This is a genomic window from Streptomyces sp. MAI_2237 (genome assembly GCF_054189285.1).
The window spans coordinates 1481484-1507759 of the sequence record NZ_JAJPGQ010000009.1 but is presented as its reverse complement, the minus strand read 5'-3'; the positions used below and the strand labels follow the sequence as shown (position 1 = coordinate 1507759).

Genomic DNA, 26276 nt, shown 5'->3' with positions numbered 1-26276 from the left:
ACGCGGGGGAGGCGGGCGCCCACCTGTCCGACAAGGAGATAGCAGCAATGACTCAGGCCAACGCGCCCGCCACCCCACGGTCCACCCTCGTGGTCACCGCGCACGCCGGGGACTTCGTGTGGCGGGCGGGCGGCGCCATCGCCCTGGCCGCCTCCCGGGGGGAGAAGATCACCATCGCCTGCCTCACCTTCGGCGAGCGCGGCGAGTCCGCCAAGGCCTGGCGCGAGGGCAGGAAGCTGGAGGAGATCAAGGCGATACGCCGGGAGGAGGCGGAGAAGGCCGCCGCCACCCTCGGCGCCGAGGTCCGCTTCTTCGACGCCGGCGACTACCCGCTCGTCGCCACCGCCGAGTTGACCGACCGGCTCGTCGCCCTCTACCGCGCCACCCAGCCCGACGTGGTGCTCACCCACCCGGCCGAGGACCCGTACAACGGCGACCACCCGGCCGCCCACCGCATGGCCCTGGAGGCCCGCGTCCTCGCGCAGGCCATCGGCTACCCGGGCGAGGGCGAGATCATCGGCGCCCCGCCGGTGTTCTACTTCGAGCCGCACCAGCCCGAGATGAGCGGCTTCAGGCCCGAGGTCCTCCTCGACATCACCGAGGTCTGGGACACCAAGCGCAGGGCGATGGAGTGCCTCGGCGCCCAGCAGCACCTGTGGGACTACTACACCGACCTCGCCGTCCGCCGCGGCGTCCAGCTCAAGCGCAACGCCGGCCCCAACCTGGGCCTGGCCCACAAGACCATGGCCGAGGCGTACATGCGCCCCTACCCGCAGATCGCGAAGGAGCTGGCGTGAGCGGCGTCATCGTCACCAACCCGCCCAAGGCGCAGGCCGAGGACGTCGAGGCGCTGGCCGGCTACGGTGTGGCCACCGTGAGCGAGGCGATGGGCCGCACCGGCCTGCTCGGCCCGGAGATCCGCCCCGTCCAGCAGGGCGTACGCGTCGCAGGCACCGCCGTCACCGTGCTGAGCTGGCCCGGCGACAACCTCATGATCCACGCGGCCGTGGAGCAGTGCGGCGAGGGCGACGTCCTCGTCGTCACCACCACCTCCCCGTGCACGGACGGACTGTTCGGCGAACTGTTCGCGACGGCGCTGAAGCAGCGCGGCGTACGCGGTGTCGTCCTCAACACCGGCATCCGCGACACCCAGGAACTGCGGGACATGGGCTTCGCCGCCTGGTCTCGCGCCGTCTCCGCGCAGGGCACCGTGAAGGCCACCGGCGGCTCGGTCAACGTGCCGATCGCCGTCGACGGCCAGGTCATCCGCCCCGGCGACGTGATCCTCGCCGACGACGACGGCGTCGTGGTCGTCCCGCGCGAGCGCGCCCGCGAGGCGGCCGAGCGGTCCGCGGCCCGCGAGGCCAAGGAGGCCGCCACCCGTGCCGCCTTCCTCGACGGCCAACTCGGCCTCGACCGCTACGGGTTGAGGGACACCCTCAAGCGCCTGGGCGTCGAGTACCGGACGTACGAGGAGTACGCGGGAGACGGCTCGTGACCGGGCCCGCGGAGGTGCGCTGCATGCTGATGCGCGGCGGCACCTCCAAGGGCGCCTACTTCCTGGCCGAGGACCTGCCCGCCGACCCGGCAGCCCGCGACGAACTCCTGCTGCGCGTCATGGGCAGCCCGGACGAACGGCAGATCGACGGGCTGGGCGGCGCCCACCCGCTCACCAGCAAGGTGGCCGTGATCTCGCCCTCCGCCGACCCGGACGCCGACGTCGACTACCTCTTCCTCCAAATCGACGTCGAGCGGCCCGAGGTGAGCGACCGTCAGAACTGTGGCAACATCCTCGCCGGCGTCGGCCCGTTCGCCGTGGAGCGCGGACTGGTCCCGGCGGGGGAGAAGGAGACGTCCGTCCGCATCCGCATGGTCAACTCCGGTGACCGCGCGACGGCCACCTTCCCCACCCCGCACGGCCGCGTCGACTACACCGGGGACGCCGAGATCTCGGGCGTGCCCGGGACGGCCGCGCCCGTGGTCGTCGAATTCCCGCCCGGCGCAGGGAAGTTGCTGCCTACCGGCGCCGTCCGCGACGTCATCGACGGCGTGCCCGTCACCTGCGTGGACAACGGCATGCCCACGGTGCTCGTCGAAGCCGCCTCGCTCGGCGTCACCGGCTACGAGACGCCCAAGGACCTGGAGGAGAACCTCGCGCTCGCCGACCGGCTCCGCGCGATCCGCCTCCGGGCGGGCCGGCTGATGGGGCTCGGCGACGTCTCCGACACGACCGTGCCCAAGCTGACGCTGCTGGCCCCGCCCCGCAAGGGCGGCGCGGTGACCACCCGGACCTTCATCCCGGTCCGCTGTCACACCTCGATCGGCGTCCTGGGCGCCGCGGGTGTCGCCGCCGGCCTGCGGATCGAGGGCGGCGTGGGCGCGGATCTCGCCGCGCTCGACGGGGGCGGCGACCGCGTCCGCATCGAACACCCCACGGGCTTCACGGACATCGAGAGCGGCCTCACCACGGGCGCCGACGGCCTGCCCGTCGCCCGCCGCACCGCCGTCGTCCGCACGGCCCGCAAGATCTTCGACGGCACCGTGTTCCCCCGGGCCGCCGAGACGGCACCGATCCCCCCGCACCCCCATGGAGGTCAACGATGACTCCGCCGCTCGGCGACATCGCCCACATCGGCCACGCCCAGCTCTTCACCCCCGACCTGGACGCCAGCGTCGCCTTCTTCACCGACTACCTCGGCCTCACGGTCAACGGCCAGGACGGCGACACGGTCTACCTGCGGACCTTCGACGACTACGAGCACCACAGCCTGGTCCTCACCGCCCGCGAGCGGCCCGGCCTCGGCCGGCTCGCCCTGCGCACCTCCAGCGAGGAGGGCCTGCACCGCCGTGTCAGGGCGATCGAGGAGGCGGGCGGCACGGGCACCTGGACCGAGGACGAACCCGGCCTCGGCAAGCTGTACGTGACGACCGACCCGGACGGCCACGAGCACGCCCTGTACTGGGAGAGCGAGCACTACCGGGCCCCCGGGGAACTGCGGCCGGCGCTGAAGAACCAGCCACAGGCCAAGCCCAACAAGGGAGTCGGGGTCCGCCGCCTGGACCACGTCAACTTCCTCGCCGCCGACGTGCTCGCCAACGCCGAGTTCCAGCAACACCTCCTCGGCGCCCGGCCCACGGAGCAGATCCGGCTCGACTCGGGCCGCGTCGCGGCGCGTTGGCTGACGTACACGAACAAGTCGTACGACGTCGTCTACACCGAGGACTGGACCGGCTCGGCCGGGCGGCTGCACCACATCGCCTTCGCGACCGACACCCGCGAGGACATCCTGCGCGCCGCCGATCTCGCCGTCGACAGCGGTGTGTTCATCGAGACGGGCCCGCACAAGCACGCCATCCAGCAGACGTTCTTCCTCTACGTCTACGAGCCGGGCGGCAACCGCATCGAGCTGTGCAACCCGCTCACCCGGCTCGTCCTGGCCCCGGACTGGCCGCTGATCACCTGGACCGAGGAGGAGCGCAAGAAAGGACAGGCCTGGGGGCTGAAGACCATCGAGTCGTTCCACACGCACGGGACGCCGCCGGTCGCCTGAACCGGAGCGCGGGCGGGAGCCACCTCCAGATCGTCGATGAGATTGTTAACAAAAGTGTTGACTCTCTGGGGGTGGCTCCTTAGCGTCTGGTGCACCACGTACGAGAGGTAACCAACGATGTCTTCCTCCCCCTCCCCAACCGCCCGCGGCAGCAGACTGGCCCTCCTGGTCGTCGGACTGTGCTGGCTTGCCGTGCTCTTCGACGGCCTCGACATGTTCATCTACGGCTCCGTGCTGCCGCACCTGCTGGAGACGAAGACCTTCGGCCTCACCCCGGACCAGGCCGGCGACCTCGGCTCCTACGCCACCTTCGGCATGCTGATCGGCGCGCTGACCGCGGGCACGGTCGCGGACCGGATCGGCCGCAAGAAGCTGATGATCGGCTGCGTGACGCTGTTCTCGCTCGCCTCCGGCATCTGCGCGGTCTCCGGCAGTGTCGCGGTCTTCGGCCTCGGCCGGACCCTGGCCGGAGTCGGTCTCGGCGGACTGCTGCCGACCGCGATCAGCATGGTCTCTGACTACGCCCCCCGCGGCCGCGGCGCTCTCGTCATCGGCCTGCTGATGACGGCCCACCACGCGGGCGGCATCCTCTCGGCCTACGTGGCCAAGTGGCTGGTGGAGCCGGTCGGCTGGCGGGCGGCCTTCTGGGTCTGCGTGGCCCCGCTGCTCTTCGCCCCGGTGCTGGTCAAGCTGCTGCCCGAGTCGCTGAGCTTCCTGCGCGCCAAGGGCCGCGACGAGGAGGCCGCCGCACTCGCCGCTCGCTACGACGTCGAGCTGCCCGCCACGACCGGCAGGAAGACGGCCGCCGACCGCTGGGACGCGCTGCTCGGCCTCTTCCGCGGCGGCGAATGGGTCCAGACCCTGCTGTACTGGCTGGCCTCCTTCGGCGGACTGCTCCTCGTGTACGGCGTCGCCACCTGGCTGCCCACCCTGATGCGCACCCAGGGCTACGAGCTCACCAACGCGCTGACCTTCGTCGTCGTCTTCAACCTCGGCGGCATCGTCGGCATGCTGGTCGCCGGCCGCGCGGCCGACCGGTTCGGCGCCCCGCGCATCTCCGCGATCTGGTTCGCGCTCACGGCCGCCGGCGTCTACCTGCTCAGCGTCCACATGTCGATGGGCGTCACCACGCTGGTCGTCTTCCTCACCGGCGTCTTCCTCAACAGCGCCCAGACGATGATCTACGCGACCGTCTCCATCCGCTCCACCCCGGACAACCGCGCCACCGCCGTCGGCTGGACCTCCGGCATGGGCCGCTTCGGCGCCGTCTTCGGCCCATGGCTCGGCGGCCAGCTGCTGGCCGCGGGCAACGGCGAGTGGGGCTTCACCGCCTTCGCCCTGGCCGGCCTCTCCTCCATGGTCTTCATCGGCATCGCCGCCCTGCGCACCCCGCGGACGGCCGCGCCGAGCGACACCGAGCAGAAGCTGGTCACCGCGCACTGAACGACGCCACCCGCCCGGTCGGCCGACAGAACGAGGACGGGCGCCGGCCCCGCGACGACGCGGGGCCGGCGCCCGGCGTTCCCGGGGCAGCGGATGCGAGGTGCCGCGCGTGGGGTCACGCTCGTTGTATGGGCGACCGTTGGGATGTCCGGCGTGCGGGTCCCGAGGGGGCCGCGCACCGGGTGATGATGATTCCGGGTGGGATGTGCTCGACCGAGTTCTACGCCGACGTCATGGCCGAGCCCGTGCTCGCCGACGTGGGCCTGGTGGCGGTGACGCAGCCCGGGATGGCCGGGACAGAGGCGCCCGAGGACGTGTCGATGGAGCACTACGCGGAGCTGATGGCACGCTTCGCGACCGACACCGGTTGCGATGTGGTCGTGGGCCACAGCCTCGGCGCGAACGTGGCGCTGGAGATGGCGGCGGCCGGGCTGTTCAAGGGCCCCCTGGTGCTGCTGTCGCCCACCTTCTCGCGCAAGGACGAGGCGTCGTTCCTGGCGGTGATGGACGCACTCGGGCGGGTGCCCGGCCTCGGCACGGTGGCCTGGTCGGGGATGCTCAAGGTCGTGCCGACCGCCATGAAACGCGAACTGCCCAAGGAGCGCGCGGAGGTACTGGCGGCGGCGATGCGCGGCAACGACCCCGCGGCCTGCCGCAGGATCGTCCACGCCTACTACGAGTACCTGGGCCGCCACCCCTCACTGGTCGCCCGGCTGTGCGAGGCGGTCGTACCCGCCTGGGTCGTGCGGGGCGACCACGACGAGATCGGCCTGACCGACGCCGAGCGGGAGGGTCTGGAAGCCTGCCCGCACGTCCGCACGGTCACGGTGCCCGACGCCGGGCACATGCTGCTGGTCCAGCAGCCGGCACGGGTCGCCGACGTGATCGCGGAAGCGGTCGCCGCTGTCTGACCCGGGCGACCGCTCAGAGGTCGACGACCAGATCCGGTACGGCGACGCCGACGGGCCCGCTGAAACCCTCCCTGGCCGCCTCCAGCGCCGTCGCCCGATCGGTGCCGGGCCACAAATGGGTCAGCAACAGCCTTGCCGCGCCCGCCTGTCGGGCGTACCGACCGGCCAGCTCCGCGGTGAGCAGGAAGCGGGCGTCCTCCTCCGGCACCCGGCGCGGATAGGTAGCCTCCGACACCAGCAGGTCCGCGCCCCGGGCCAGCCGCGGGACCTCGGCGCTGGGACCGGTGTCGCCGGTGTAGACGAGCACGCCGTCGGGCGTGGTGAGCCGGATTCCGGCGTTGGGCACGAAGTGCGGCAGCAGCACGGTGTCCGCCGTGAACGGGCCGATGCCGAAGCGGTCTCCCGGACTGAACTCGTGCAGGCGCAGGGCCTGCGCCAGCATGCCCGGCCGGTCGAGGGCGAGGACGGCGTCCAGCGCTTTGTGCGGCGCGTACACGTCGAGCGGGGGCGCCGGATCGTCCCGCAACGCCCGTGCCCGCAACAGCGGGTTGAGGTCGGCGCAGTGGTCGGGGTGTCCGTGGCTGACGAGCACCGCGTCGACCGCGCCCACGTCGAGACGCGTCAACAGGCGTGGCAGCGTGGCGTATCCGGGGTCGATCAGCAGCCGGAAGCCCGCGTGCTCGACCAGATAGCCGCTGCACGCCTGCCGCGCGGTGGGCCAGGCCCCGCAGCCGCCGAGAACGGTGAGTCGCATGCGACGGACCCTACGCCGGCGCCCCTTGAGGGGCGCGGGGAACTGCGCGACCAGCCACGAACCACCCCCACTCGCTCATGGCGTCCAGCACCGACCGCCTAGGCGCCCGCGCCCCGCCCCCTGCCCCGCACCCCGTCGAGCGCGATGGCCAGCACCCGGTCCCGCTGGGCGTCGTCGTCGAAGGCCGTCGCCGTGATCCCGGCGACCATCCGCAGCAGGTCGGTGAAGTCCATGTCCTTACGGGCCTCACCGGCCGCCTGCGCCCGCTCGAACAGCGGTCCGCCCGCCGCGTACATCGAGTCCCGGCAGGCCTGGAAGATCTCCGACTCGTCGTTCAGGGCCTCGCGCACGGCTCGCTTGGTCACCATGTAGCCGGTGAACCGCCGCAGCCAGGCCGTCAGCGCCTCCCAGGGCTCCAGTTCACCGACCTCCCGGGCGACCCGGACCAGTTCGTTGACCTCGTCCGCGTAGACGCTCTCGAAGAGATCGCGCCGGGTCGGGAAGTTCCGGTACAACGTGCCGATGCCCACGCCCGCACGGCGGGCGATGTCCTCCAGGGACGCCTCGGCGCCGTGCGCCGCGAAGGCCTCGCGGGCCGCGGTCAGCAGCGCGTCGTAGTTGCGGGCGGCGTCCTTCCGGTGCGGCCGCCGGGACGCCACGATCTCGCCGATGGGGAACGTCACGGATGCCTCCCGAGCACGATCAATACGGAGGAGTGCCTCCGCTACTTGAAGCGGAGGAGGGCCTCCGCTAGAGTGGAGGCGTACCTCCACTTTAGCAGTGCGAGGTGCGTCCACCACCTTTCCGCGACCGCTCACCGCGGCCGTCGGCGTGCCCGTGCCGCCCGAGCGGCGCTCCAGGCCCGTACGACCGCGACCCGAGGCCGCGCCCCGTTCGGAGAGGCCCCTCATGCCCCGCACGTCCACCCGTCTCACCTTCTCGGTCCTCGCGACCGGCGCCGGTGTGTTCGCCATGCTGCAGTCGCTGATCGCGCCTGCCCTGCCCACGGTCCAGCACGCGCTGCACACCTCCCAGTCCACGGCGACCTGGGTGATGACGGCCTATCTCCTGTCCGCCTCCGTGTTCACCCCGATACTCGGCCGCGTCGGCGACCTGATCGGCAAGAAGCGCACCCTCGTCGCCGTCCTGTTCGTCGTGCTGCTCGGCTGCCTGCTCGCCGCGCTCGCCCCGACCATCGGCGTCCTGATCGTCGCCCGGGTCGTGCAGGGCGTCGGCGGCGCCCTGTTCCCGCTCTCCTTCGGCATCATCCGTGACGAGTTCGCCCCGTCCAGGGTCCCCGGCAGCATCTCCAACCTCTCCGCGGTGATCGCCGCGGGCGGCGGCGTCGGCATCGTCGCGGCCGGCCCGATCGTCTCCGCGCTCGACTACCGCTGGCTGTTCTGGATCCCCGTCGGCGTCGTCGCCGCCACCGTGCTCATCGCCCTGCGCTACGTCCCCGAGTCGGCCAACCGCGCCGAGGGCAGCGTCGGCTGGCTGGGCGCGGGCCTGTTGTCGGCGTGGCTGGTGGCGCTGCTGCTGCCGCTGAGCCAGGCGGCCAAGTGGGGCTGGGGCTCGGGGAAGGTGATCGGCCTGTTCGCCGCCGCGGCCGTCCTGTTCACGGTGTGGCTGCTGGCCGAGGCCCGCTCGCGCACCCCGCTGATCGACCTGCGCGTGATGCGGCTGCCGGCGGTGTGGACCACCAACACCGCGGCCCTGCTGTTCGGCGCCGGCATGTACGCCCTGTGGTCCTTCCTGCCGGGCTTCGTCCAGACCCCGGAATCCGCCGGATACGGCTTCGGCGCGAGCGTGACCGCCTCCGGACTGCTGATGCTCCCGATGCTCGTCGCGATGTTCGCCTCCGGCATCCTCAGCGGCCGCCTGGAGCCCCTGATCGGCGCGAAGCCGCTGCTGACGACGGGTGCCGCGCTCGGCGCCCTCGCCCTGGGGCTCCTCGCCCTCTGGCACGCCGCCCAGTGGCAGGTCGCCGTCGTGTCGGGTGTGTTCGGCCTCGGCATCGGCCTGGCCTTCGCCTCCATGGCCAACCTCATCGTCGGCAGCGTCCCGGCCGACCAGACCGGTGCCGCGACCGGCATGAACGCCAACATCCGCACCATCGGCGGCTCCATCGGCGCCGCGCTCACCGGCGTCCTGGTCACCGGCCGGCTCCAGCCCTCAGGTCTGCCGTACGAGTCCGGCTACACCCACGGCTTCGCCCTGCTGGCGGTGCTGTGCCTGGCCGCGGCGCTGGCGGCGCTGCTGGTCCCGGCGGCTCGCTCCGGACGCCTGACCGGCCCGACGCGGGCGGGCGACGACCCGACGTCCGCACAGCCGCAGGCCGTGGCGTCGGCCACCCGCGGCTGAGGCGACCGGCCGGCCCGGCGACCACCGGGCCGGCCCCCGCAGCCGGGCCGACGCACACACCGGTACCCGTACGGTAAGGTTGACCTGCGCGATCACGCGGTCCACCGCGAAGCGCGCACCGGGACGTGGCGCAGCTTGGTAGCGCACTTGACTGGGGGTCAAGGGGTCGCAGGTTCAAATCCTGTCGTCCCGACGGTGCGAAGGGGCCTTCACAGGCGGACAGCCTGTGAAGGCCCCTTCGTCGTACGAGCGGGAGAAGCGCACCGGTCGGGGTCCTCACGGACCGCCGTCGGGGGTGAATCCGCCGGAGGCGAGGGCCGGATCATTCGCAGCACGTGTGGCGCAACCGCGGGTCATTGGGCGCTTGCGGCGGGACGGACGACGATTTCGTTGACGTCGACCTGCGGAGGCTGGGAGAGGGCGTAGGCAATGGCCTCCGCGATGGCCGAGGCGGGCAGTGCCACGGCGCGGTAGGTCGTCATGGCCTCCCGGGCGGCCGGGTCGGAGATGCCGTCGGCGAGTTCGGACTCGGTCACGCCCGGGGAGACGAGGGTGACCCGGATGTTCCCGGTGGACTCCTGGCGCAGTCCTTCGGAGATCGCGCGGACGGCGAATTTGGTGGCGCAGTAGACGGCGGCGGTGGGAGAGACCTCGTATGCGCCGACGGAGGCGATGTTCACGAAGTGTCCGCTGCCCTGAGCGCGCATCGTGGGCAGGGCGGCGGCGATACCGTGCAGGACTCCCCGCACGTTGACGTCGATCATGCGGTCCCACTCGTCGGTCTTCAGCGCTTCCAGCGGCGAGAGGGGCATCACTCCGGCGTTGTTGACCACCACGTCCACTCGGCCGTAGCGCTCGCGGGCGGCGGACACGAAGGACCGGACATCATCGGCATCCGTGACGTCCAGCCGCTGAAACGCTGCGGTGCCGCCTGTGGTGGTGATCTCCCTGGTCAGCGCATCGAGACGATCCGTGCGCCGCGCTCCGAGGAGCAAACGGTGGCCGTCGGTGGCAAGTCGGCGGGCGGTCGCCTCGCCGATCCCGCTGCTCGCTCCGGTGACTGCCACGACCTTGGCTGCGTCTGTCATGCCTGCTTTTCCTCTCGGTGGAGCACGAGGTGCTCGTGGTGGAGCACGCCTTCGCGGATGTCGCCCGTCGCGTGGAACCCGGAGTCGTCGACGTAGTCGATGTGGCTGCCGGACACCGTGTATCGGCCCGTGTACGCGCTGCGCCGGTCACCGCGGGCCTCGTCGTACCGGCCGTCCGCCGGCAACTCCTGGCGGATGTGACCGTCCGCGGTCACCCACATGCCGACCACGTCGGCAGGGCCCTCCTCCGTGTTCCCTCTCATGACGGAGTCCCTTCGTCCACGAGTGCCGGTCGGTCCTGCCCGACCGAGTCTTGACAGGTCGGAGACCGCCGACCAGGACGTGTGCTGCCTGGGTGCACCGCACCCAGGCAGCACACCGCACCTGCGCCCTAGCCTGAGGACATGACCGACAACCACCTGGGAGAGTTCCTCCGCGCACGCAGGGCGGGCCTACGGCCGCAGGACGTCGGCATGGCGAGCTACGGCGTGCGCAGGGTCACCGGACTGCGCCGTGAAGAGGTCGCGGTCCTGGCCGGAGTGAACGCGGATTACTACACCCGTCTGGAACAGGGGCGCGAGCGCCACCCTTCGGCCCAGGTACTCGACGCGCTCGGCCGCGCTCTGCGACTGGACCCCCACGCCCACGCACACCTGCACCAGCTGGCCGGGGCAGCGCCGAGCAACCGGTTCACTCACACCTCGGACCGCGTCAGTCCGGCCCTTCGCCGGCTGATGGACGGCTACCCGGGCGCCCCGGCGTTCGCCATCAACCGGACCTTGGACATCTTGGCGGACAACGCCCTGGCCGAGGCCCTGCACTCACCCTTCGAACGGGCGGACAATCTGGCCCGCATGACCTTCCTCGACCCGGCCGGCCGGCAGTTCTACACCCGGTGGAGCCACACCGCGCAGGCCACCGTGAGCCACCTGCGTCAGGCGGCCGGCCTCGACCCGGACAACCCACGGCTGCGGGAACTGGTCCGCGCCCTCGGCGAGCACAGCGCGGACTTCACCCGCTTGTGGAACACCCACGCCGTGCGGGGCAAGACCCAGGACGCCAAGCACTTCCTCCACCCGGACGTCGGACCCCTGACGCTCACCTACCAGTCCTTCGACGTATGCGACGCTCCGGGCCAGCAACTTGTCATCTACCAGGCCGAACCCGGCAGCCCCAGCGCCCAGGCCCTCAACCTGCTCGGCTCCATCCATGCCACCTCGCATCAGGACGCCCTGTAGCCGGAAGAGACGGCCGGTGTCTGCGGAGCAAGCGCCTCAGCCGACGCTCGCTTCCGGACACCCTTTTTGAGTAAGCCCCGGAACGCCGGGATCCCGCTCGATCAATCCGATGGGCCGGGATCCCGTGGCCCTCGCCCGCCGGCCAGGGCCCTCACGGACTCAGCTCTGCCGCGCCGGCCAGTCGGCGAAGCGGGTCGCGCCGAGGTGCGCGCCCGGGCCCGGCAGCAGCGTGTCCTCCTGCAGCGCGGCGCCCCAGTAGCGGGCCTGCGGGTCCGTGACGATCTCGCGGGGGTCGTTCAGCGCGGTGAGGCCCATGCGGAAGAACCCCTCCAGCCGGAAGGCCTCGGGGCCGCCGGTCTCCACCACGCCGCCCACCGCGTCGCCCACCGCGTCGCCCACCGCGGTACGGCCGACGGCCGCGGCGACGTCGTCGCGGGCGGAAAACGCGTGGACCGGGCGGGGGCCTTCGCGGGACACTCCCATTCCTGGCCTGCACGTACTCGCGCGAGGGCGTCGCCGCGAGCTGTGCGAGGGCGCCCGCACGAACGACGTTCCTCGCCGCGCCACGCGCAGGCCCACCGCCGTACGACGACGGGATCGGGATGGGATCAGCTGACGCACGCGCGGGTTCGCCGCGCAGGGGCTCCGCGCTCCTCGCACTTCGCTACTACGGACGACAACTGGCCCGGTTACGGCGGCTGACGGCACCCGCCATGCTGCTGCCGGCCCTCGGGAACATCGGCCTCAACTACATCGCGCCGCTCATCGTGGCCAAGCTCGTCGCCCGCATCGCCGGCGGCGACGGCGCCGGTCTCGGCGCGACCCTGCCGTACGTCATCGGCTTCGCCGGCGTCATGCTGCTGGCGGAGGGCCTGTGGCGCATCGGTCTGCACTGCCTGAACCGCCTCGACGCCCTCGGCGTCGAGGCGCTGTACGTCCTGGGCATGGACGAGCTGTTCGCCAAGGACGCCACGTTCTTCCACGACAACTTCGCCGGATCGCTGACCAAGCGGGTGCTGAGCTTCGCCTCCCGCTTCGAGGACTTCATCGACACCCTCACCTTCAACGTCGTGGGCAGCCTGGTGCCGTTGCTCTTCGGATCGGTGGTGCTGTGGCGCTACGAACCGCTGCTCGTGATCGGGCTGCTGGCGATGATCGCGCTGACGGCCCTGCTGGTGGCCCCGCTCATCCGGCGCCGTCAGGCCCTCGTCGACCAGCGCGAGGAGGCGATCGCCCGGGTGTCGGGCCATGTCGCCGACAGCCTGATGAACATGGACACGGTCCGGGCGTTCGCCGCCGAGGAGCGCGAGGCCGCCGAGCACCGCTCGCGGGTCGCGCACTCGCGGCGCCTGATGCTGCGGTCGTGGGACTACGGCAACCTCCGCATCGACACGCTGGTCGCGCCGATGTCCGTGCTGACCAACGTCCTCGGGCTGGTGCTCGCCGTCGCTCTCGGCGGCGGCGAGCACGGGGTGGAGGCGATCGTGGTCGCCTTCACCTACTACGCCAACGCCACCAAGATCATGTTCGACTTCAACCAGATCTATCGCCGTCTGGAGAGCTCCATGACGGAGGCGGCGCAGTTCACCGAGCTGCTGCTGGTGCCGTCGACCGTCCTCGACCCGGCGGCCCCCGAGCCGCTGCGCGACGGCCCCGCCGACGTCCGCTTCGAGCGGGTGACCTTCGCCCACGGGGGAGGGGCGCCGCTCTTCGACGGCCTCGACCTGGCCGTGCCCAGCGGCGCGAAGATCGGCCTCGTCGGCCGGTCCGGCGGGGGCAAGACCACCCTGACCCGGCTGCTGCTGCGGATGACGGACATCGACGGCGGCCGGATCCTCATCGGCGGCCAGGACATCAGCCGGATGCGCCAGGCCGACCTGCGCGGCCTCATCGCCTACGTCCCCCAGGACCCGGCTATGTTCCACCGCACCCTGCGCGACAACATCGCCTTCGCCCGGCCGGACGCCACCGACGCCGAGATCCGCCGGGCGGCCGAGGCGGCGCACGTCACGGAGTTCGCCGACGCGCTGCCGCACGGCTTCGACACCATGGTCGGCGAGCGCGGCATCAAACTGTCCGGCGGGCAGCGCCAACGCGTCGCCCTGGCCCGGGCGATCCTGCGCGACGCGCCCATCCTGCTGCTCGACGAGGCGACCAGCGCGCTGGACTCCGAGAGCGAGATCCTCGTGCAGGAAGCGCTGTGGCGGCTCATGGAGGGGCGTACGGCCCTGGTGGTGGCGCACCGGCTGAGCACGGTCGCGGGCATGGACCGGCTCGTGGTCCTCGACCGCGGCCGGATCGTCGAACAGGGCACGCACCAGGAGCTGCTCGCGGCCGAGGGCGCCTACGCGAAACTGTGGTCGCACCAGTCGGGCGGCTTCCTCGACGACAACGCGCCCGCGGACGCCCCGCTGCCGGACGGCCGGGTCACCGGCAGCGTCGCCGGCGCCGACCTGCACTGACCCCGGCGCACCGTGGGCGGCCCCGCCCACGGTGCGCCACGTGTACCGGCGGCCGTCAGCGGGAGGCCCGGCGGCGGCGTGCCACCACCACGGCGCCCGCGCCGACGGCGACGGCCGCCGCGGCCGCGCCCGCGACGGGCAGCACCGCGCCGGAACCGGTGCTCGCCAGGTCCCCGCCGGAACCGGACTGCGTCGAGGTGCCGCTCGTGGCCGAGCCGCCCCCGGCGGCGGAACCGCCGCCCGTCGAACCGGAACCGCCGGAGGACGAGGTGCCGCCGCCGGACGTCGACGAGCCGGAACTGCCCGTGGAACCGGAACCGCCCGTGGAACCGGAACCGCCCGTCGAGCCGCCGCCGGTGACGTGCAGCGTGATGTCGGCCCTGTCGTTCGTGGTGCGGTCGTCGAACGGCCGGGACGGGCCGGCGAGGGACACCGAGCCCTTGGCGCCGGACACCGCCTTGTCGATGCGCAGCTTGAAGGCGTAGTTCTCGCCCTGGCCCTCGTTCTCCCAGGACTGGCTGGTGCCGCACTCGTAGCCGCCGGTGGCCACCTTGTCGCAGAAGCCGTAGGTCTTGACGACCGTCGTACCGGCCGGGACCTCGATCCTCACCTTGGTGACCGAGATGTTCCCGTCCCGCAGGACCCAGGCCGGCCCGGCGTTGGTGAACCTCACCGTCAGGCCGACGGTGTCGCCGATCCGGCCCTCGAGAGCGGCGCCGGTGACCTGGAAGTCGGCGGTGTTCTCGGCCGTGACCTTCACGTCCGCCGCGTCCCAGTCGGGGTGCTCGCTGTGGCCCGGCCGGGCCGCCGGCTTCTCGTCGGGCCGCTCGACGAGCCGGACCGCGGGGCCGGTGCCGCGGACGGGTTCGGCGGCGCCGTCGGTGGGGGCGGGGTCGTCGGTGGCCACGACCACCCTCAGCCGGTCGTAGAGGGCCCGGTCGAGGGCCTTGAGGGTCAGCGCCTTCTCCGGCGCGTAGACCACGCCGGGCTTCACCGTCTGGTCGAACTCGCAGACCGCCTCGGACTTGCTGGGCTCCTCGTCGAAGGAGACCACCTCGTAGCGAAGGCAGTTGGAGGGCAGCTCGGTGTGGCTCAGACCGCGGGTGACGGAGTACGACAGATAGACCTTGCCGACCGGGGCGCCGCTGTTGGTGAACGAGGCCGGTACGTCGAAGCCGGCGCCGGGCCGCACACCGCTGACCGGCGCGACGGGGCTCAGAGTCAGGACGGCCCCGGAGCCGTCGACGGCCGCGACCGGCGTGACGCCCAGGGCGGTCAGGGCGACGGCGCCGAGGGTGCCGGCGGCCAGTCGGAGCGGGCGGAGGCCGGGGGAGCTCTGAAGCATGGGGGGGTCCTCGGTGCAGCATCGATGGCGGGTGAACGAACGTGGTGGGAAAGCGAGTTCCGCAACAACAGACCACCTCCGCACCCGGATGGTTGCACCGGGAAAACCGTATGGAATACTAGGTAGACCGACCTACCTAATCCCTCGGTTGGAGTGACCTCATGGACGACACGGCCACCCCGGCGGCGGGCCCGCGGAAGCGGCCCGGCAGCGCCCGCAGCCGGCTGCTCGCCGCCGCCGCGCGCCGCTTCTACGCGGACGGTGTCGCGGCGACCGGGATCGACACCATCACGGCCGAGGCCGGCGTGGCCAAGATGAGCCTGTACAACAACTTCTCCTCCAAGGCCGACCTGGTGCTGGCCTACCTCGACGAGCGCCACGAGGAATGGCTCGGCCTGTACCGGCAGCGGCTGGCGCGGGTTCGGGACCCGCGCGGCGGCGTCCTGGCCGTCTTCGACGCGTACGCCGATCACGCCGCCTTCGCCTACGAACGCGGCTTCCGCGGGTGCGGGCTGCTGAACGCGGCCGCCGAACTGCCCGCCGGGCACGAGGGGCGGGACCTGGTGCGCCGGCACAAGGAGGAGGTCGAGGCCCTGCTCGCCGGACACCTCGCGGAACTGCTGCCCGACCGGCCGCAGAGGGCCCGCGTCCTGGCCGAGCAGCTGTCCTTCCTGCTGGAGGGCGCCATGGCGCGCGCCGGCCTGGAGGGCGCGGGCACCCGGGTCGCGCACGCCCGGGCCATGGCCGCCGGCCTGCTGGACCGGCTGTGACGCGGCCGGCCGGACCCGGGCCCGGTTCGGCGGGCATCGGCGCGCTGTGCGTGCTCATGGCCTCGGTGCTGTGGGGGACCACCGGCACCGCGGCGACCTTCGCTCCGGGCGTGGGGCCCCTCGCCATCGGGGCCGCGGCCATGGGCCTGGGCGGCCTGCTCCAGGCCCTTCGGGCCGCGCCGTTGATCGCCCGGGAGACGGCGGGGCTGCGCGCGCACCGCGGCGTGGTCGTGACCGGGGCGCTCTCGGTGAGCGCCTATCCGCTGGCCTTCTACAGCTCCATGCACCTGGCCGGCGTCGCCGCCGGAACGGTCGTCTCCATCGGCTCGGCCCCGCTCGCCTCGGCCCTCGTCGAGCGAGTCGCGGACGGCCGCCGCCTCACCCGCCGCTGGACGGCCGGAGCCGCCCTGGGGCTGACCGGCACCGTGCTGCTGTGCCTGGCACAGACGGCCGGGGCCGCCTCCGGTTCGACGGGCCACTCCACGCGGTCGACCGTGCCCGGCGTGGCGCTCGGCCTGGTCGCCGGCCTCACCTACGCCCTGTACTCCTGGGCCGCCCACCGCCTGATCAGCCGCGGCATCCCCTCGGGCGCCGCCATGGGCACGGTCTTCGGCCTGGGCGGCCTGCTGCTCCTGCCCGTGCTCCTGGTGACCGGCGCCCCGCTGCTGGCGTCCTGGTCCAACGCGGCGGTCGGCGCCTACATGGCCCTGATCCCGATGTTCCTCGGCTACCTGCTGTTCGGCTGGGGTCTGACCCACGTCCCGGCGAGCACCGCGACCACCCTCTCGCTGCTGGAACCCGCCGTCGCGGCCGTGCTCGCCGTCCTGGTCGTCGGTGAACGCCTGCCCCTGCTCGGCTGGGCCGGCATCGCCCTGGTCGTCGGCTGCCTCGCGGTCCTCACCACACCCTCCCGCCGCCCCGCGCCGAAGCCTCGGGCCACCACCACACCCACGACCGAGCCCGAACAGGCGTACCCGACCTGACCCCGGGTCGCCGCCGCGGCCTCTCCACCGCCGTCGGTAAGAACTCGGCATGAGAGAGGTGAGACGGTGGGCGATCGCCGGGCGGGGCGCGTTCGGGCCGGTCATGGGCGGCGTAAAGTCCCTCGGCGAGTCCGGTCGTCGCCAGGCCGGTGTGCCGTGGAGAGAGGGACGTCATGGGGAGTCTGCCGGAGCTGACCCCGGGACGCCTGTTCACCTCGTGGCAGTGGGACCTGCCCGCGCTGCTGCTCGTCGTCCTCCTCGGCGGTCTGTACGGCTGGGGCGTCCTGCGGTTGCGGCGCCGGGGCGAGCCATGGCCCGTGGCGCGCGGCGCCGCCTTCGGACTGCTCGGCCTGGGCGCCCTGGTCGTGGCCACCATGTCGGCCCTCGCCGTCTACGACCGCGTGCTGTTCTGGCCGGCCGCGGTGCAGAACATCCTCCTCGACCTGATCGCACCGCTCGGCCTGGCGCTGGGCGACCCGCTGCGGCTCGCCCTGCGGGCTCTGCCCCAACCCGCCGCCGGACGCGTCCGCCGGGCCATGACCGGGCGGCTCGTACGGCTGCTCACCTTCCCGCTGGTCAGTACCGTCCTGGTCCTGGCCACCGAGCTGACCGTCTACTTCACCCCCTACTTCGAGACCGCGCTGCGCGTGGGCTGGCTGCACCAGGTGATGTACCTGCACCTGCTGCTCGCCGGCTGCCTGTTCGTCGTCCCGGTGCTCACCCGCGAGGAGGCGCTGCCGCGCTGGTGCACCCACCCGGTGCGGGCGGCGCTGGTGTTCCTCGACGGCATCGTCGACGCCGTACCGGGCATCGTGGTGATGACCCACGGCACCCTGATCGCCGGCGCCTGGTACCTGCACCACGCCCCGGCCTGGTCGCCGGACGTCCAGCACGACCAGCAGGTCGGCGGCGGCGCGATGATCGGCATCGCCGAGCTGGTGGCGCTGCCCTTCCTGCTCGCGATCCTGGTCCAGTGGGCCCGCACCGAGCGCGCGGAGACGGTCGTACTGGACCGCCGCCTGGCGACGGAACTGGTACCGGCCGGCCCGGTCGAGGGATCGGCGCAGCAGTCCGATCTCGTGCGCCCGTGGTGGGAGACGGAGGACAGCGCCGTCGCGCAGCGCATCCGGCAGCAGCGACCGGGTTCCTGACCCGGCCCCGGCTCAGCGCGGCTCGCCCCGGTACGTACCGAAGTACCAGCGGTTTCCCTCGGGATCGCGGGCGGCGAAGTCGCGGGAGCCGTAGTCCGTGACATGCAGGTCGGTGATGATGTCGGCGCCCGCGGCCTTGGCGCGGGCGTGTACGGCGTCCGGGTCGGCGGTGACGACGTAGGCACTGAAGTGGCCGGGCGGCGTCGGGCCGTCGCCCGCGTCCGGGCCCTTGCGCACGGAGCCCAGCATGACACCGCCGCCCTCGGGCCAGCTGACCTGCGCGTGCTGCACCAGATCCCCGTCGCCGTACACCACGGTCTCCTCGAAGCCGAAGGCGTCGACGAGGAACCGGATCAGGGCACGGGCGTCATGGGCGCGCAGGGTGGGCCAGACCTGCGGGGCGGGCGGCTGCTCGGCGGGACCGGGGGTGCTGGTCATGGGATGCGCCTCTCTCGTGGGTCGGTGGTCGACCCCCTCAGCGTCACCCGGGCGGATGGTGCCCGGCTTGGATGTTTCGGAACTCCTGCGCCAGCCAGGTGCTGGGCGGGCAGGAGGCCAGCGCGGCGAACTCCCGGTCGAGGTGGGACTGGTCCGCGTAGCCGCAGTCGGCGGCCAGACCCGCCAGATCGGGCGGCCCCGGCCGGGCAGCGAGGCGGCGCCGGGCCCGGTCGAAGCGGACGACCCGGGCGGCGGCCTTCGGCGTGAGGCCGATCTCGGTGCGGAACAGCGTGCGCAGATGACGGTCGCTGAAGCCGGTCCCGGCGGCGAGTTCGTCGACCCGCAGCCGGCCCCCGGAGCCGAGCAGCCGCCGCCAGGCGTCCGCGACCGCGGCGGGCGCCCGCACGTCCCGGCCGCCGGCGAGCCGGTCCAGCAGCCAGTCGTCGACGACCGCGAAGCGGGCCGTCCAGTCGGGAGCCTCGCGCAGCCGGTCGTGGACCTCGCGCACGCCCGCGCCCAGCACGTCGTCGGCGTGGGCGTCGACCCCGGCCAGCGCCCCGGCGGGCAGCCCCAGCAGGACGCGGGCGCCGAGCGGACTGACCGCCACCTGGATGCCGGACTGCCGGCCGGGCATCTCGATCAGCGCGGGGGCGACGTGCAGGCCGCCCAGCAGGGTGGGGTAGTCGCCGGGGCGGGCGGCCGGGTCGGGGTGGGCGGCCACGGTGAGCGGTTCGTCCAGGGTGAGGATCAGCGTCAGCCACGGGGACGGCAGGCCGCGGTGCCGGGTGGCCGGCACGCCGCGCTGGCGATAGCCGGAGTACCAGCCGACCAGCCCGCGCAACGGCGGCGCGGGAGCCGCCCGCACCGCCTCGTCCACGACCTCCGCAGCCATACGGCCATCCTCCCGCGCCCGTCCGGTCGCAGCAGCCCGAATGCCACCAGAGGCCGGACATGGGTCAGCAGCCCGAATGCCACGAGAGGCCGGACATGGGTCGGAGGCACATCTCCCTCCCCCGAAGGTGATGTGCCTCCGACCTTCCCCCGGCGCCGGACTGTGGGTCCAGCCGACCGCGTGGGCGGTCCGTGCCGTCACCAGCACATGACCGCTGTCTCCCCCGAACCCCACGCGGAGTACTGACGCACCCGGACGTAGTAGCGGCGGCCCCTGACGAGCCGCGCCCGGACGGTCGCGTTGTGCGGCGCGCCACCGTCGTCGTGGCCGGCGAGGTAACGGGGTTCCCCGTCCCGCTCCTCGAAGACCACGACCACGCTGTCGCTCACCCCGAAGGTGCCCACCGTGTACGGGCGGGTCTGCGGCGGCTCGATCGTGAAGTCGGCCTGTTCGCCCGGGCCCAGGGCTAGCGGCACGGACCGGAAGGGCACCAGCGCCGGCGGCCGCCCCCGGTCCGCCGGCGGATACCAGCGCAGGACGAACTCCTTGTCGGCCACGGAGAGCGTGCCGGGCGGGGTGAGACCCCCGCGGAACTGCTCGGGCTCCAGGATCAGCCCGCCCGGGAACGGATACTCCATGATCGAATGCGGGTCCCAGACGGTGCCGTTGACCTCGTCCGGGTCGAGCTTGCGCAGGATGTTGTGGAAGGTCGTGTCCCGGCCCCAGAAGTTCGGCGGACCGGCCAGGTCGGCATAGACGGCCTCGTCGTCCCAGGTGATCCCCGCGTACGGGCTCTGGTGCTCGTGCAGCATGCCCAGCGCGTGCCCGATCTGGTGCAGGGCCGTCCCGCGCTCACCGGGCGCGGTCAGGTCCCAGCCGAAGTTCATGGTGCGTTCGTTCTGCCCGGCCCGCAGCGCGTCCCGGCCCACCGCCGACCAGGAGCCGTCGCCCGGCTGGAAGCCGATCCGCAGCTCGGCCTCCGAACGGTCGCCGACCTCGACGAACGACAGGCCGATGCCCAGGTCCCGCCACTCGCGGAAGCAGTCGCGCACCACGTCGCGCTGCTCCTGGCCGCCGCCCCACGACACCCGCCGCATCGAACCGGTCCCGGGGACGGCGATGACCGAGGCGTCGGCGTCGCCGTCGAAGAACCAGTAGTGCAGCACCGTGCCGTTGACCCAGATCCGGTTGCCCGCGACCAGCGCACCGCGCCGCTCGGCGGTCAGCCCCGGCGCCGGAGCGGGGGCCGACTGCTGCGCGAGGCTGCAGTAGCGTCCGGTCATGCGCACAGACTGCCGTGCGCGGGTCACAGGCGCCTGAGTCGAGGGCTACTCAAGTCACCCTGTATCAGGCGTGAGTACTCGCGCTCCTACTCACGTGACGACATTCGAACGGGACGCCAAGACCCTTGAACTGCCCTGGCAGTTCACCGGCCGCGAGGACGAACTGGAGCTCATCCGCCGGTCCCTCACCGCGGGCCACCACGGCATCGTGGTCACCGGCCCGGCGGGCTGCGGCAAGACGCGGCTGGTGACGGAGGCCCTGCGCGGCGGCGACCGCGCCCGCGCCGCCGGGACACCGGAGACCCGGCACATCCCGTTCGCCGCCTTCGCACACCTGCTGCCCGAGTCGGTCTCCCTGCACCGCGCCGTCCAACTGCTCTCCGGGGTGCGCCTGTTGCTCGTCGACGACGCCCACCTCCTCGACGACTCCTCGGCCGCCCTCGTTCACCAGCTGGCCGTGCACGGCCGCACCCGCCTCGTCGTCGTCACGGCGGACGGCGCCCCGTGCCCGGCTGCCGTCTCCCGGCTGTGGACCGGTGAACTCCTGCCGCGTCTGGCCCTGGGGCCGCTGCCCCGCGAGGACATGGAACAGCTCCTCGCGGCCGGCGTCGGCGGGGCCGTGGAGCCGCTCACCCTGCGCCGGATGCTGCACCTCGCCCAGGGCGATCTGCGGCTGCTGCGCGACCTGGTGGACGCGGTGCGCGAGCGAGCGCCGCACGCGCGCGTGAAGGACACCGACGCCTGGATGTGGCGCGGCCCCGTCCCGGTGACCGCGGCGATCCGCGAACGCACCGCCGGCGCCCTGGCCCGTGTCTGCCGGGAGGAGCGCGCGACGCTCGAACGGCTCGCCTTCTCCGACCCCTTGCCGCTGCCCATGGACGACCTCGACCTGCGGGCCCTGGAGGTGCTGGAGGCCGACGGCCTGGTCACGGTCGACGACCGCGGCGGCGCCCGCCTCGCCCACCCCCTGCACGGCCCGGTGCTGCGGGCCGCGGCCGGCCGGCTGCGGGCGAGGCGGCTGGCCCGTACCCCCGAACAGTGCGGGCAGGCGCTCGCCGCCGAGACGGCCGCGCTCACCGCGCGGATCGAACAGACCGACGTACGCGTGCTGCCGGCCCCGGTGGGGGAGTGGCTGGTGCACGAGGGCGCGCCCCTGCCGGCCGCGGACGCGGCCGTGCGCGCCCGCGTCTCGCGGCTTCGGGGGGAGCTGCGGGAGGCGGCGGCCTGGGCGAGGGAGGGACTGCGGCAGGCGCCGGGGGACGCCGGCTGCCGCAGCGAACTCGCCCTGGCCGCCGCGCAGTCCGGCGACACGGCCACCGCGCAGGAGGCGGTGGCGGGCCGGCCGGAGCTCCAGGAGCCGGCCGCGTGGCTGGCCGCGGCCCGCGGCGACGTGGAGGATGCGGCGCTGGAGGCCTTCGACGGGCGGGACGCGTACGCCCTCTACGACGCCGTACGCCTCGGCGCCCCCGACAAGGTCGCCGGACGCCTCCCGGAGGGCGGTCTGTTCGCCCGGCACGCCGACGCGCTCGCCCGGGGCGACGGACCGGAACTGGTCCGGGTGGCCGAGGCGCTGGAGGAGCGCGGTTTCCAGCTGTTCGCGGCCGAGGCGCACGCCCAGGCCGTACGGGCGCACCGCGACCCGAGCGCCGCCCGCGTCGCACGCACGCGTGCCGCCGCCCTCGCCCGCCGCTGCCAGGGCGCCCGCACCCCGGCCCTGTCCGGCCTGGTCCTCGGTGAACTCACCGCCCGCCAGCGGCAGATCGTCGCCCTCGCCGCCGCCGGTCTGAGCAACCGGCAGATCGCCGAACAGCTCACGCTGTCCATCCGGACCGTGGGCAACCACCTCTACAGCGCCTACGCCCGCCTCGGCGCGAGCGACCGGGAGGCGCTGGTGTGGCTCGTGGACCAGCCGGAGGCCCGGTCGGCCTGAGCCACCCCCATGGACCGGCGGTCTGACCCCCAGGATTCGGGGGAGGGGTCAGGCCGCCACCCCATGCCCGGACCTCGCGTGCCTCGCGGATGTCACAGGCCGGCGCGCCGTCTCGTCGTAGGGAGTGCACACGACGTCGTCGCGAGGAGAGGCAGGCATGACCAGGACCGAGGAGTTCCAGGAGCTGCGGCCGCCGCTGTTCTCGATCGCCTACCGCATCCTGGGCAGTGTGAGCGAGGCCGAGGACGCCGTCCAGGAGGCCTGGCTGCGCTTCGAGGGCGCGCCGGCCGAGCCCCGCTCGGTCAGGGCCTACCTGTCGGCCACGGTCACCCGCATCTCGATCGACGTGCTGCGCTCGGCCCGCGTCCGGCGGGAGCAGTACGTCGGCCCGTGGCTCCCGGAGCCGCTGCTCGCCGACCCCTACGAGGACCCGGCGCGCGCCGCGGAGCTGGCCGACTCCGTGTCGACGGCCGCCCTGTTGCTGCTGGAGCGGCTCAGCCCGCTGGAGCGGGCGGTGTTCGTCCTGCGCGAGGTGTTCGACTTCGGCTACCTCGACATCGCGTCGGCGGTGGGCCGCTCGGAGGCCGCCTGCCGCCGGCTGGTGGTACGGGCCCGGCGCCACATGGCCGCCGGCCGGCCCCGCTTCGACGCCGACCGCAAGGAGCGTCAGGAGCTGGCGGAGCGGTTCTTCGACGCCCTGCGCGAGGGCGACGTCGCCGGCCTGCGGGACCTGCTCGCCGCCGACGTGGCGATGGTCGGCGACGGCGGTGGCAAGGCGCCGCAGCTGGCCAGGGCGGTCATGGGCGCCGACCAGGTGGCCCGGCTGCTCGCCTCCGTCCTGCCCCGCATGGCCCGGATCGACGTGTCCTTCGAGCCGCACGAGCTCAACGGCCGGCCGGGCGCGGTCTTCCGCGACCGGGACGGCAGGGTGCTGCACACCCTGGCCCTCGACGTCCTCGACGGCCGGATCCAGACCATCCGCCTGGTCATCAACCCCGACAAACTCACCCACCTGGGCCCGGTGGCGGACGCCTGGGAGATCTCCCGCGAGCTCAAGCGGGCACCCAGGGGGTGAACCCGCCCGCTTTCAGGCCGCGCCGAAGGCCGTGAAGGCCCAGCCGGTCGCCTGGTGCAGGGCGTCGTTCGGCAGGGCGGCACGCGCGTCGCGCAGGGCCTCCGCCAGGGACAGGCCCGCGCTGAGCCCCTTGTGCAGTGCCAGCATCAGCGGGACCACCGCGTGGTCGTTGACGGGCGCGCTGCTCGCCACCACCCCTGCCGTGCCCAGCGGCAGCAGCGCGGTGACCAGGCCCAGCAGCTCGTCCGCGCCGACCGAGGCGAACCGGGCCGTGTCGCAGCTGGACAGGATGATCCGGTACGGGCTGCGGTCCAGGCGTTCGAAGTCGTGCACGATCAGCGGCCCGTCCGCCATCCGCAGCGAGGAGAACAGCGGACTGTCGGCGCGGAAGGTGCCGTGCGCGGCGATGTGGGCCAGCGTGGCCCCGTCCAGCTCCTCCAGCACCCGCGGCACGCGCGCGTGCTCGTGCTCCAGCAGGACCGGTCTGCCGTACCGGCCGACGAGTTCGGGCACCTCCGCACCGCCGGTGGCCAGGCCCGGACCACGCACCAGCACATGACGACCGCCCGGCGGCGGCTCCGTCTCACGCGCCCGCAGCCAGCTGCCCGCCGACGGCGACACGCTCAGCACCCGCTCGCGCAGCGCCGGCAGCAGCGCCCAGGGCACCCGGTGCAGCCGCCCCGGCGGTACGACGACCACCGGCCCCGAGCCCAGGTGCGCCGCGGCCGGCCCCAGCAGCAGCTCCTGAAGGCGACGGCCCATCTCCTCCACCAGCGGAAGGCGGGCCTCCGCCCCGGGGTGGGCCAGGCGCCGCAGCCCGGCCTGGACGTGCTCCGCCTCCACCTCGGCGTCGGCCAGCAGCCCGGCCTCGAAGCGCCGTACCCGCCCGTCCCCGCACAGCAGCACCTGCACCCGCCCGTCCAGCACGGCCAGCTCCACCAGCCGCGTCCCGCCCAGCCCGGCCAGCAGCCGGGCGGGGTCGAAGCGGCGCTCGTCGCCGGACGCGTCACCGCGCATGTGCAGGGTGCGGGAGCGGATCTCCCGCTCCAGGCGCCGCTGCTCGCGCTCCAGAGCGGGGATGGGGCGGCCGCCGCTGCGGGCCTCCTCCGCGCGGGCCGCGATCTCCCGGAAGGCGGTCAGGCTGCCGAGCAGCGCCGGGTCGGCCGGGGGCCGGGTGGGCGGCGTGGACAGCACGGTCGCCCGCCAGCGCTCACTCCACGTCAGCAGCCGCCTCGGCGCGCCCGAGTCGAGGCTGACCCGCTGGGCCAGCGCGGCCAGCTCGGCGCCCTGCGCGGTGGCCCGGGCCCGCAGCTCCGAGGCGCCCAGGGTGGTGCGGTGGTCGTCGAGCACGTCGAGTCCGCGCCGGCACGCCTCCAGCACGCCACGGCCGGAACCGGCGGCCCGCGCCCGCAGCGCCTGTGCCGCCCAGCCCGTCATCCGCGCCAGCGGCGGCCCGCTGTGCCGGCTGCGGGCCGCGACGGCCAGATGCCGCTCGGCGTCCGCCCGCCAGCCCAGCCCCAGCGCGATCCGGCCCGCCAGCAGTGACGCCTCAGGGGCGGCCGGCGCACCGAAGGCGGCGAGCCGGTCGGCGACCGCGCCCGCGTCCGCGACCAGCCGCCCCGAACCGCGCCCGGCCGCCAGTCGCGCCTCGATCAGCACCAGCTTGGCGTGCACCTCCCACCAGGCGCGCCGCTGCCCGGCGAACAGCCGCACCGCCAGCGCGGCACGGGCGACCGCGGTGGGCGCGTCCCCCGCCAGCCTCGCCGCCCGCGCCGCGACCAGCAGCAGTTCCGCCTTGCGCGTCGACTGCCCGCCGATCCGGTCCAGCGTCCCGATCGCCGCGTCCGCCTCGGCCAGCGCCTCCGGCACCAGACCCGCGGCCATCAGCACCTCGCAGCGCCGGATGTAGAGCATGAACGACGGCGTGCCGAGCTTGAGGTAGCGCTCCTCGGCCTCGTCCAGCAGCCGCAGCGCGGCCGGCACGTCCCCCTGCCGGAACGCGGCCAGCCCCCGGCTCTCGACGACGTCGGCCTTGTCGTGGTCCTGCCCGGTGGTGTCCCACAGCGCCTCCGCGGACGCGAAGTCGGCGTCCGCCCGCTCCACCGCGCCGAGCGCCAGATGCACGGTCGCCCGCAGGGTCAGCGCCCGCGCCGTCCAGATGACGTCGTCGGCCTGCCGCAGCACGGGAATGGCACGCCGTACGTCCTCCAGGGCCTCGCGATGCCGGCCCAGCACCCAGGAGGCGTACGCCCGCCGGAACAGCACGCGCGCGCGGGTGTGCCCGCTGCTGACGGCGACACCCCGCTCCAGCGCCTCCAGGCCCTGCCGGGTGCGCCCCGCGTGGATCAGGGCCACGCCCAGCGCGGCCAGCACGTCCGCCTCACGCTCGGGGTCCTGGGCGCGCGCGGCCAGGTCGCGGGCGCGGCGCAAGTGGCGCAGCGCGATCCTGAGGTCGCCCCAGTCCCGCTGCCAGATGCCGATCGCCTGGTGCGCCACGGAGGCGCGCCACGGTGACGGGTCGGACTCCAGCACGTCCTGAGCCCGCGCCAGAGCCTCGTTCGGGGCGGCGAACACCATCGGCAGCAGTTCGAGCACCGAGTC

At 73.6% G+C, this 26276-nt stretch carries 24 protein-coding genes and 1 tRNA gene; 15 read left to right on the top strand and 10 right to left on the bottom strand.

Going from position 1 to position 26276, the window contains the following annotated elements; all coding sequences use genetic code 11:
- Nucleotides 1-47 precede the first annotated feature (47 nt).
- From LN251_RS42285 to LN251_RS42260, 6 genes are all read left to right on the top strand, one after another.
- A complete protein-coding gene (locus tag LN251_RS42285) occupies nucleotides 48-797 on the top strand; it encodes a PIG-L deacetylase family protein (protein WP_458249429.1) in 750 nt (249 codons plus the stop codon).
- Complete coding sequence (locus tag LN251_RS42280) at nucleotides 794-1498, top strand: 4-carboxy-4-hydroxy-2-oxoadipate aldolase/oxaloacetate decarboxylase (RefSeq protein ID WP_458249428.1); 705 nt, start codon at nucleotides 794-796, stop codon at nucleotides 1496-1498. Before LN251_RS42285 ends, LN251_RS42280 begins: the two co-directional genes overlap by 4 nt.
- Entirely contained in the window at nucleotides 1495-2604 is a 1110-nt protein-coding gene (locus LN251_RS42275) for a 4-oxalomesaconate tautomerase (protein ID WP_458249427.1), read from the top strand. The genes LN251_RS42280 and LN251_RS42275 overlap by 4 nt, the downstream gene beginning before the upstream one ends.
- The gene (locus LN251_RS42270; RefSeq protein WP_458249426.1) at nucleotides 2601-3551 is read left to right on the top strand and encodes a catechol 2,3-dioxygenase; all 951 of its coding nucleotides are present in this window, start codon (nucleotides 2601-2603) and stop codon (nucleotides 3549-3551) included. The genes LN251_RS42275 and LN251_RS42270 overlap by 4 nt, the downstream gene beginning before the upstream one ends.
- Before the next feature lie 117 nt (nucleotides 3552-3668).
- Nucleotides 3669-4994: an MFS transporter gene (locus tag LN251_RS42265; RefSeq protein WP_458249425.1), complete on the top strand. Its 1326-nt coding sequence runs from the start codon at nucleotides 3669-3671 to the stop codon at nucleotides 4992-4994.
- A 128-nt stretch (nucleotides 4995-5122) separates the two neighbouring features.
- On the top strand, nucleotides 5123-5905 hold the full coding sequence (locus LN251_RS42260; protein ID WP_458249424.1) for an alpha/beta fold hydrolase: 783 nt from the start codon (nucleotides 5123-5125) through the stop codon (nucleotides 5903-5905).
- Between the two features lie 13 nt (nucleotides 5906-5918).
- Here the strand turns inward: LN251_RS42260 and LN251_RS42255 are convergent, their stop codons facing one another.
- Nucleotides 5919-6659 carry an MBL fold metallo-hydrolase gene (locus tag LN251_RS42255; RefSeq protein ID WP_458249423.1) on the bottom strand — a complete coding sequence of 247 codons (741 nt, stop codon included), beginning with the start codon at nucleotides 6657-6659 and terminating at the stop codon, nucleotides 5919-5921.
- A gap of 98 nt (nucleotides 6660-6757) precedes the next feature.
- On the bottom strand, nucleotides 6758-7342 hold the full coding sequence (locus LN251_RS42250) for a TetR/AcrR family transcriptional regulator (protein ID WP_458249422.1): 585 nt from the start codon (nucleotides 7340-7342) through the stop codon (nucleotides 6758-6760).
- A 226-nt stretch (nucleotides 7343-7568) separates the two neighbouring features.
- Here LN251_RS42250 and LN251_RS42245 point away from each other — a divergent pair, with 226 nt between their 5' ends.
- Both LN251_RS42245 and LN251_RS42240 read left to right on the top strand, forming a co-directional pair.
- Nucleotides 7569-9020 carry an MFS transporter gene (locus LN251_RS42245; RefSeq protein WP_458249421.1) on the top strand — a complete coding sequence of 484 codons (1452 nt, stop codon included), beginning with the start codon at nucleotides 7569-7571 and terminating at the stop codon, nucleotides 9018-9020.
- Nucleotides 9021-9139: 119 nt separating this feature from the next.
- Nucleotides 9140-9213, top strand: a tRNA-Pro gene (locus tag LN251_RS42240).
- A gap of 160 nt (nucleotides 9214-9373) precedes the next feature.
- On the opposite strand, the gene LN251_RS42235 is transcribed toward LN251_RS42240, so the two are convergent.
- A complete protein-coding gene (locus tag LN251_RS42235; RefSeq protein ID WP_458249420.1) occupies nucleotides 9374-10108 on the bottom strand; it encodes an SDR family oxidoreductase in 735 nt (244 codons plus the stop codon).
- Entirely contained in the window at nucleotides 10105-10371 is a 267-nt protein-coding gene (locus LN251_RS42230; RefSeq protein ID WP_458249419.1) for an Atu4866 domain-containing protein, read from the bottom strand. Before LN251_RS42230 ends, LN251_RS42235 begins: the two co-directional genes overlap by 4 nt.
- A 141-nt stretch (nucleotides 10372-10512) precedes the next feature.
- Here LN251_RS42230 and LN251_RS42225 point away from each other — a divergent pair, with 141 nt between their 5' ends.
- The gene (locus LN251_RS42225; protein ID WP_458249418.1) at nucleotides 10513-11346 is read left to right on the top strand and encodes a helix-turn-helix transcriptional regulator; all 834 of its coding nucleotides are present in this window, start codon (nucleotides 10513-10515) and stop codon (nucleotides 11344-11346) included.
- A gap of 159 nt (nucleotides 11347-11505) precedes the next feature.
- Here the strand turns inward: LN251_RS42225 and LN251_RS42220 are convergent, their stop codons facing one another.
- A complete protein-coding gene (locus LN251_RS42220; RefSeq protein ID WP_458249417.1) occupies nucleotides 11506-11823 on the bottom strand; it encodes a hypothetical protein in 318 nt (105 codons plus the stop codon).
- A gap of 125 nt (nucleotides 11824-11948) precedes the next feature.
- Here LN251_RS42220 and LN251_RS42215 point away from each other — a divergent pair, with 125 nt between their 5' ends.
- Nucleotides 11949-13808 carry an ABC transporter ATP-binding protein gene (locus LN251_RS42215; RefSeq protein ID WP_458249416.1) on the top strand — a complete coding sequence of 620 codons (1860 nt, stop codon included), beginning with the start codon at nucleotides 11949-11951 and terminating at the stop codon, nucleotides 13806-13808.
- 55 nt (nucleotides 13809-13863) lie between these two features.
- On the opposite strand, the gene LN251_RS42210 is transcribed toward LN251_RS42215, so the two are convergent.
- Nucleotides 13864-15153, bottom strand: a complete 1290-nt coding sequence (locus tag LN251_RS42210) for a hypothetical protein (RefSeq protein WP_458249415.1) — start codon at nucleotides 15151-15153, stop codon at nucleotides 13864-13866.
- A 161-nt stretch (nucleotides 15154-15314) separates the two neighbouring features.
- Between LN251_RS42210 and LN251_RS42205 the strand changes: the two genes are divergently transcribed.
- From LN251_RS42205 to LN251_RS42195, 3 genes are all read left to right on the top strand, one after another.
- On the top strand, nucleotides 15315-15923 hold the full coding sequence (locus tag LN251_RS42205; RefSeq protein ID WP_458249414.1) for a TetR/AcrR family transcriptional regulator: 609 nt from the start codon (nucleotides 15315-15317) through the stop codon (nucleotides 15921-15923).
- Complete coding sequence (locus LN251_RS42200; protein ID WP_458249413.1) at nucleotides 15920-16906, top strand: DMT family transporter; 987 nt, start codon at nucleotides 15920-15922, stop codon at nucleotides 16904-16906. The genes LN251_RS42205 and LN251_RS42200 overlap by 4 nt, the downstream gene beginning before the upstream one ends.
- A 173-nt stretch (nucleotides 16907-17079) precedes the next feature.
- The gene (locus tag LN251_RS42195; protein WP_458249412.1) at nucleotides 17080-18057 is read left to right on the top strand and encodes a cytochrome c oxidase assembly protein; all 978 of its coding nucleotides are present in this window, start codon (nucleotides 17080-17082) and stop codon (nucleotides 18055-18057) included.
- Between the two features lie 12 nt (nucleotides 18058-18069).
- Here LN251_RS42195 and LN251_RS42190 read toward each other — a convergent pair whose 3' ends face one another.
- The 3 genes from LN251_RS42190 to absR1 all read right to left on the bottom strand — a co-directional run bounded on the left by LN251_RS42190 (nucleotide 18070) and on the right by absR1 (nucleotide 20670).
- Nucleotides 18070-18495, bottom strand: coding sequence for a VOC family protein (locus tag LN251_RS42190; protein ID WP_362986099.1), 426 nt, complete (start codon nucleotides 18493-18495; stop codon nucleotides 18070-18072).
- A 43-nt stretch (nucleotides 18496-18538) separates the two neighbouring features.
- Nucleotides 18539-19387: a helix-turn-helix domain-containing protein gene (locus LN251_RS42185; RefSeq protein ID WP_458249411.1), complete on the bottom strand. Its 849-nt coding sequence runs from the start codon at nucleotides 19385-19387 to the stop codon at nucleotides 18539-18541.
- A gap of 197 nt (nucleotides 19388-19584) precedes the next feature.
- On the bottom strand, nucleotides 19585-20670 hold the full coding sequence (gene absR1 / locus LN251_RS42180) for a beta-glucuronidase AbsR1 (RefSeq protein ID WP_458249410.1): 1086 nt from the start codon (nucleotides 20668-20670) through the stop codon (nucleotides 19585-19587).
- 94 nt (nucleotides 20671-20764) lie between these two features.
- Between absR1 and LN251_RS42175 the strand changes: the two genes are divergently transcribed.
- Nucleotides 20765-22600, top strand: coding sequence for a LuxR family transcriptional regulator AbsR2 (locus LN251_RS42175; RefSeq protein ID WP_458249409.1), 1836 nt, complete (start codon nucleotides 20765-20767; stop codon nucleotides 22598-22600).
- A 157-nt stretch (nucleotides 22601-22757) separates the two neighbouring features.
- Nucleotides 22758-23675, top strand: coding sequence for an RNA polymerase sigma-70 factor (locus tag LN251_RS42170; RefSeq protein WP_458249408.1), 918 nt, complete (start codon nucleotides 22758-22760; stop codon nucleotides 23673-23675).
- Nucleotides 23676-23687: 12 nt separating this feature from the next.
- Here the strand turns inward: LN251_RS42170 and LN251_RS42165 are convergent, their stop codons facing one another.
- Nucleotides 23688-26252 carry a CHAT domain-containing protein gene (locus LN251_RS42165; RefSeq protein WP_458249550.1) on the bottom strand — a complete coding sequence of 855 codons (2565 nt, stop codon included), beginning with the start codon at nucleotides 26250-26252 and terminating at the stop codon, nucleotides 23688-23690.
- Nucleotides 26253-26276 lie beyond the last annotated feature (24 nt).

Excerpts from the sequence above, each read along its gene's own strand:
- LN251_RS42225 (WP_458249418.1), top strand. The coding sequence starts at position 10,513 with ATGACCGACAACCACCTGGGAGAGTTCCTCCGCGCACGCAGGGCGGGC.
- absR1 (WP_458249410.1), bottom strand. The coding sequence starts at position 20,670 with ATGACCGGACGCTACTGCAGCCTCGCGCAGCAGTCGGCCCCCGCTCCG.
- LN251_RS42260 (WP_458249424.1), top strand. The coding sequence starts at position 5,123 with ATGGGCGACCGTTGGGATGTCCGGCGTGCGGGTCCCGAGGGGGCCGCG.
- LN251_RS42170 (WP_458249408.1), top strand. The coding sequence starts at position 22,758 with ATGACCAGGACCGAGGAGTTCCAGGAGCTGCGGCCGCCGCTGTTCTCG.
- LN251_RS42195 (WP_458249412.1), top strand. The coding sequence starts at position 17,080 with ATGGGGAGTCTGCCGGAGCTGACCCCGGGACGCCTGTTCACCTCGTGG.
- LN251_RS42270 (WP_458249426.1), top strand. The coding sequence starts at position 2,601 with ATGACTCCGCCGCTCGGCGACATCGCCCACATCGGCCACGCCCAGCTC.
- LN251_RS42285 (WP_458249429.1), top strand. The coding sequence starts at position 48 with ATGACTCAGGCCAACGCGCCCGCCACCCCACGGTCCACCCTCGTGGTC.
- LN251_RS42190 (WP_362986099.1), bottom strand. The coding sequence starts at position 18,495 with ATGACCAGCACCCCCGGTCCCGCCGAGCAGCCGCCCGCCCCGCAGGTC.
- LN251_RS42185 (WP_458249411.1), bottom strand. The coding sequence starts at position 19,387 with ATGGCTGCGGAGGTCGTGGACGAGGCGGTGCGGGCGGCTCCCGCGCCG.
- LN251_RS42215 (WP_458249416.1), top strand. The coding sequence starts at position 11,949 with ATGGGATCAGCTGACGCACGCGCGGGTTCGCCGCGCAGGGGCTCCGCG.
- LN251_RS42210 (WP_458249415.1), bottom strand. The coding sequence starts at position 15,153 with ATGCTTCAGAGCTCCCCCGGCCTCCGCCCGCTCCGACTGGCCGCCGGC.
- LN251_RS42235 (WP_458249420.1), bottom strand. The coding sequence starts at position 10,108 with ATGACAGACGCAGCCAAGGTCGTGGCAGTCACCGGAGCGAGCAGCGGG.
- LN251_RS42165 (WP_458249550.1), bottom strand. The coding sequence starts at position 26,252 with ATGGTGTTCGCCGCCCCGAACGAGGCTCTGGCGCGGGCTCAGGACGTG.
- LN251_RS42205 (WP_458249414.1), top strand. The coding sequence starts at position 15,315 with ATGGACGACACGGCCACCCCGGCGGCGGGCCCGCGGAAGCGGCCCGGC.
- LN251_RS42265 (WP_458249425.1), top strand. The coding sequence starts at position 3,669 with ATGTCTTCCTCCCCCTCCCCAACCGCCCGCGGCAGCAGACTGGCCCTC.
- LN251_RS42245 (WP_458249421.1), top strand. The coding sequence starts at position 7,569 with ATGCCCCGCACGTCCACCCGTCTCACCTTCTCGGTCCTCGCGACCGGC.
- LN251_RS42255 (WP_458249423.1), bottom strand. The coding sequence starts at position 6,659 with ATGCGACTCACCGTTCTCGGCGGCTGCGGGGCCTGGCCCACCGCGCGG.
- LN251_RS42230 (WP_458249419.1), bottom strand. The coding sequence starts at position 10,371 with ATGAGAGGGAACACGGAGGAGGGCCCTGCCGACGTGGTCGGCATGTGG.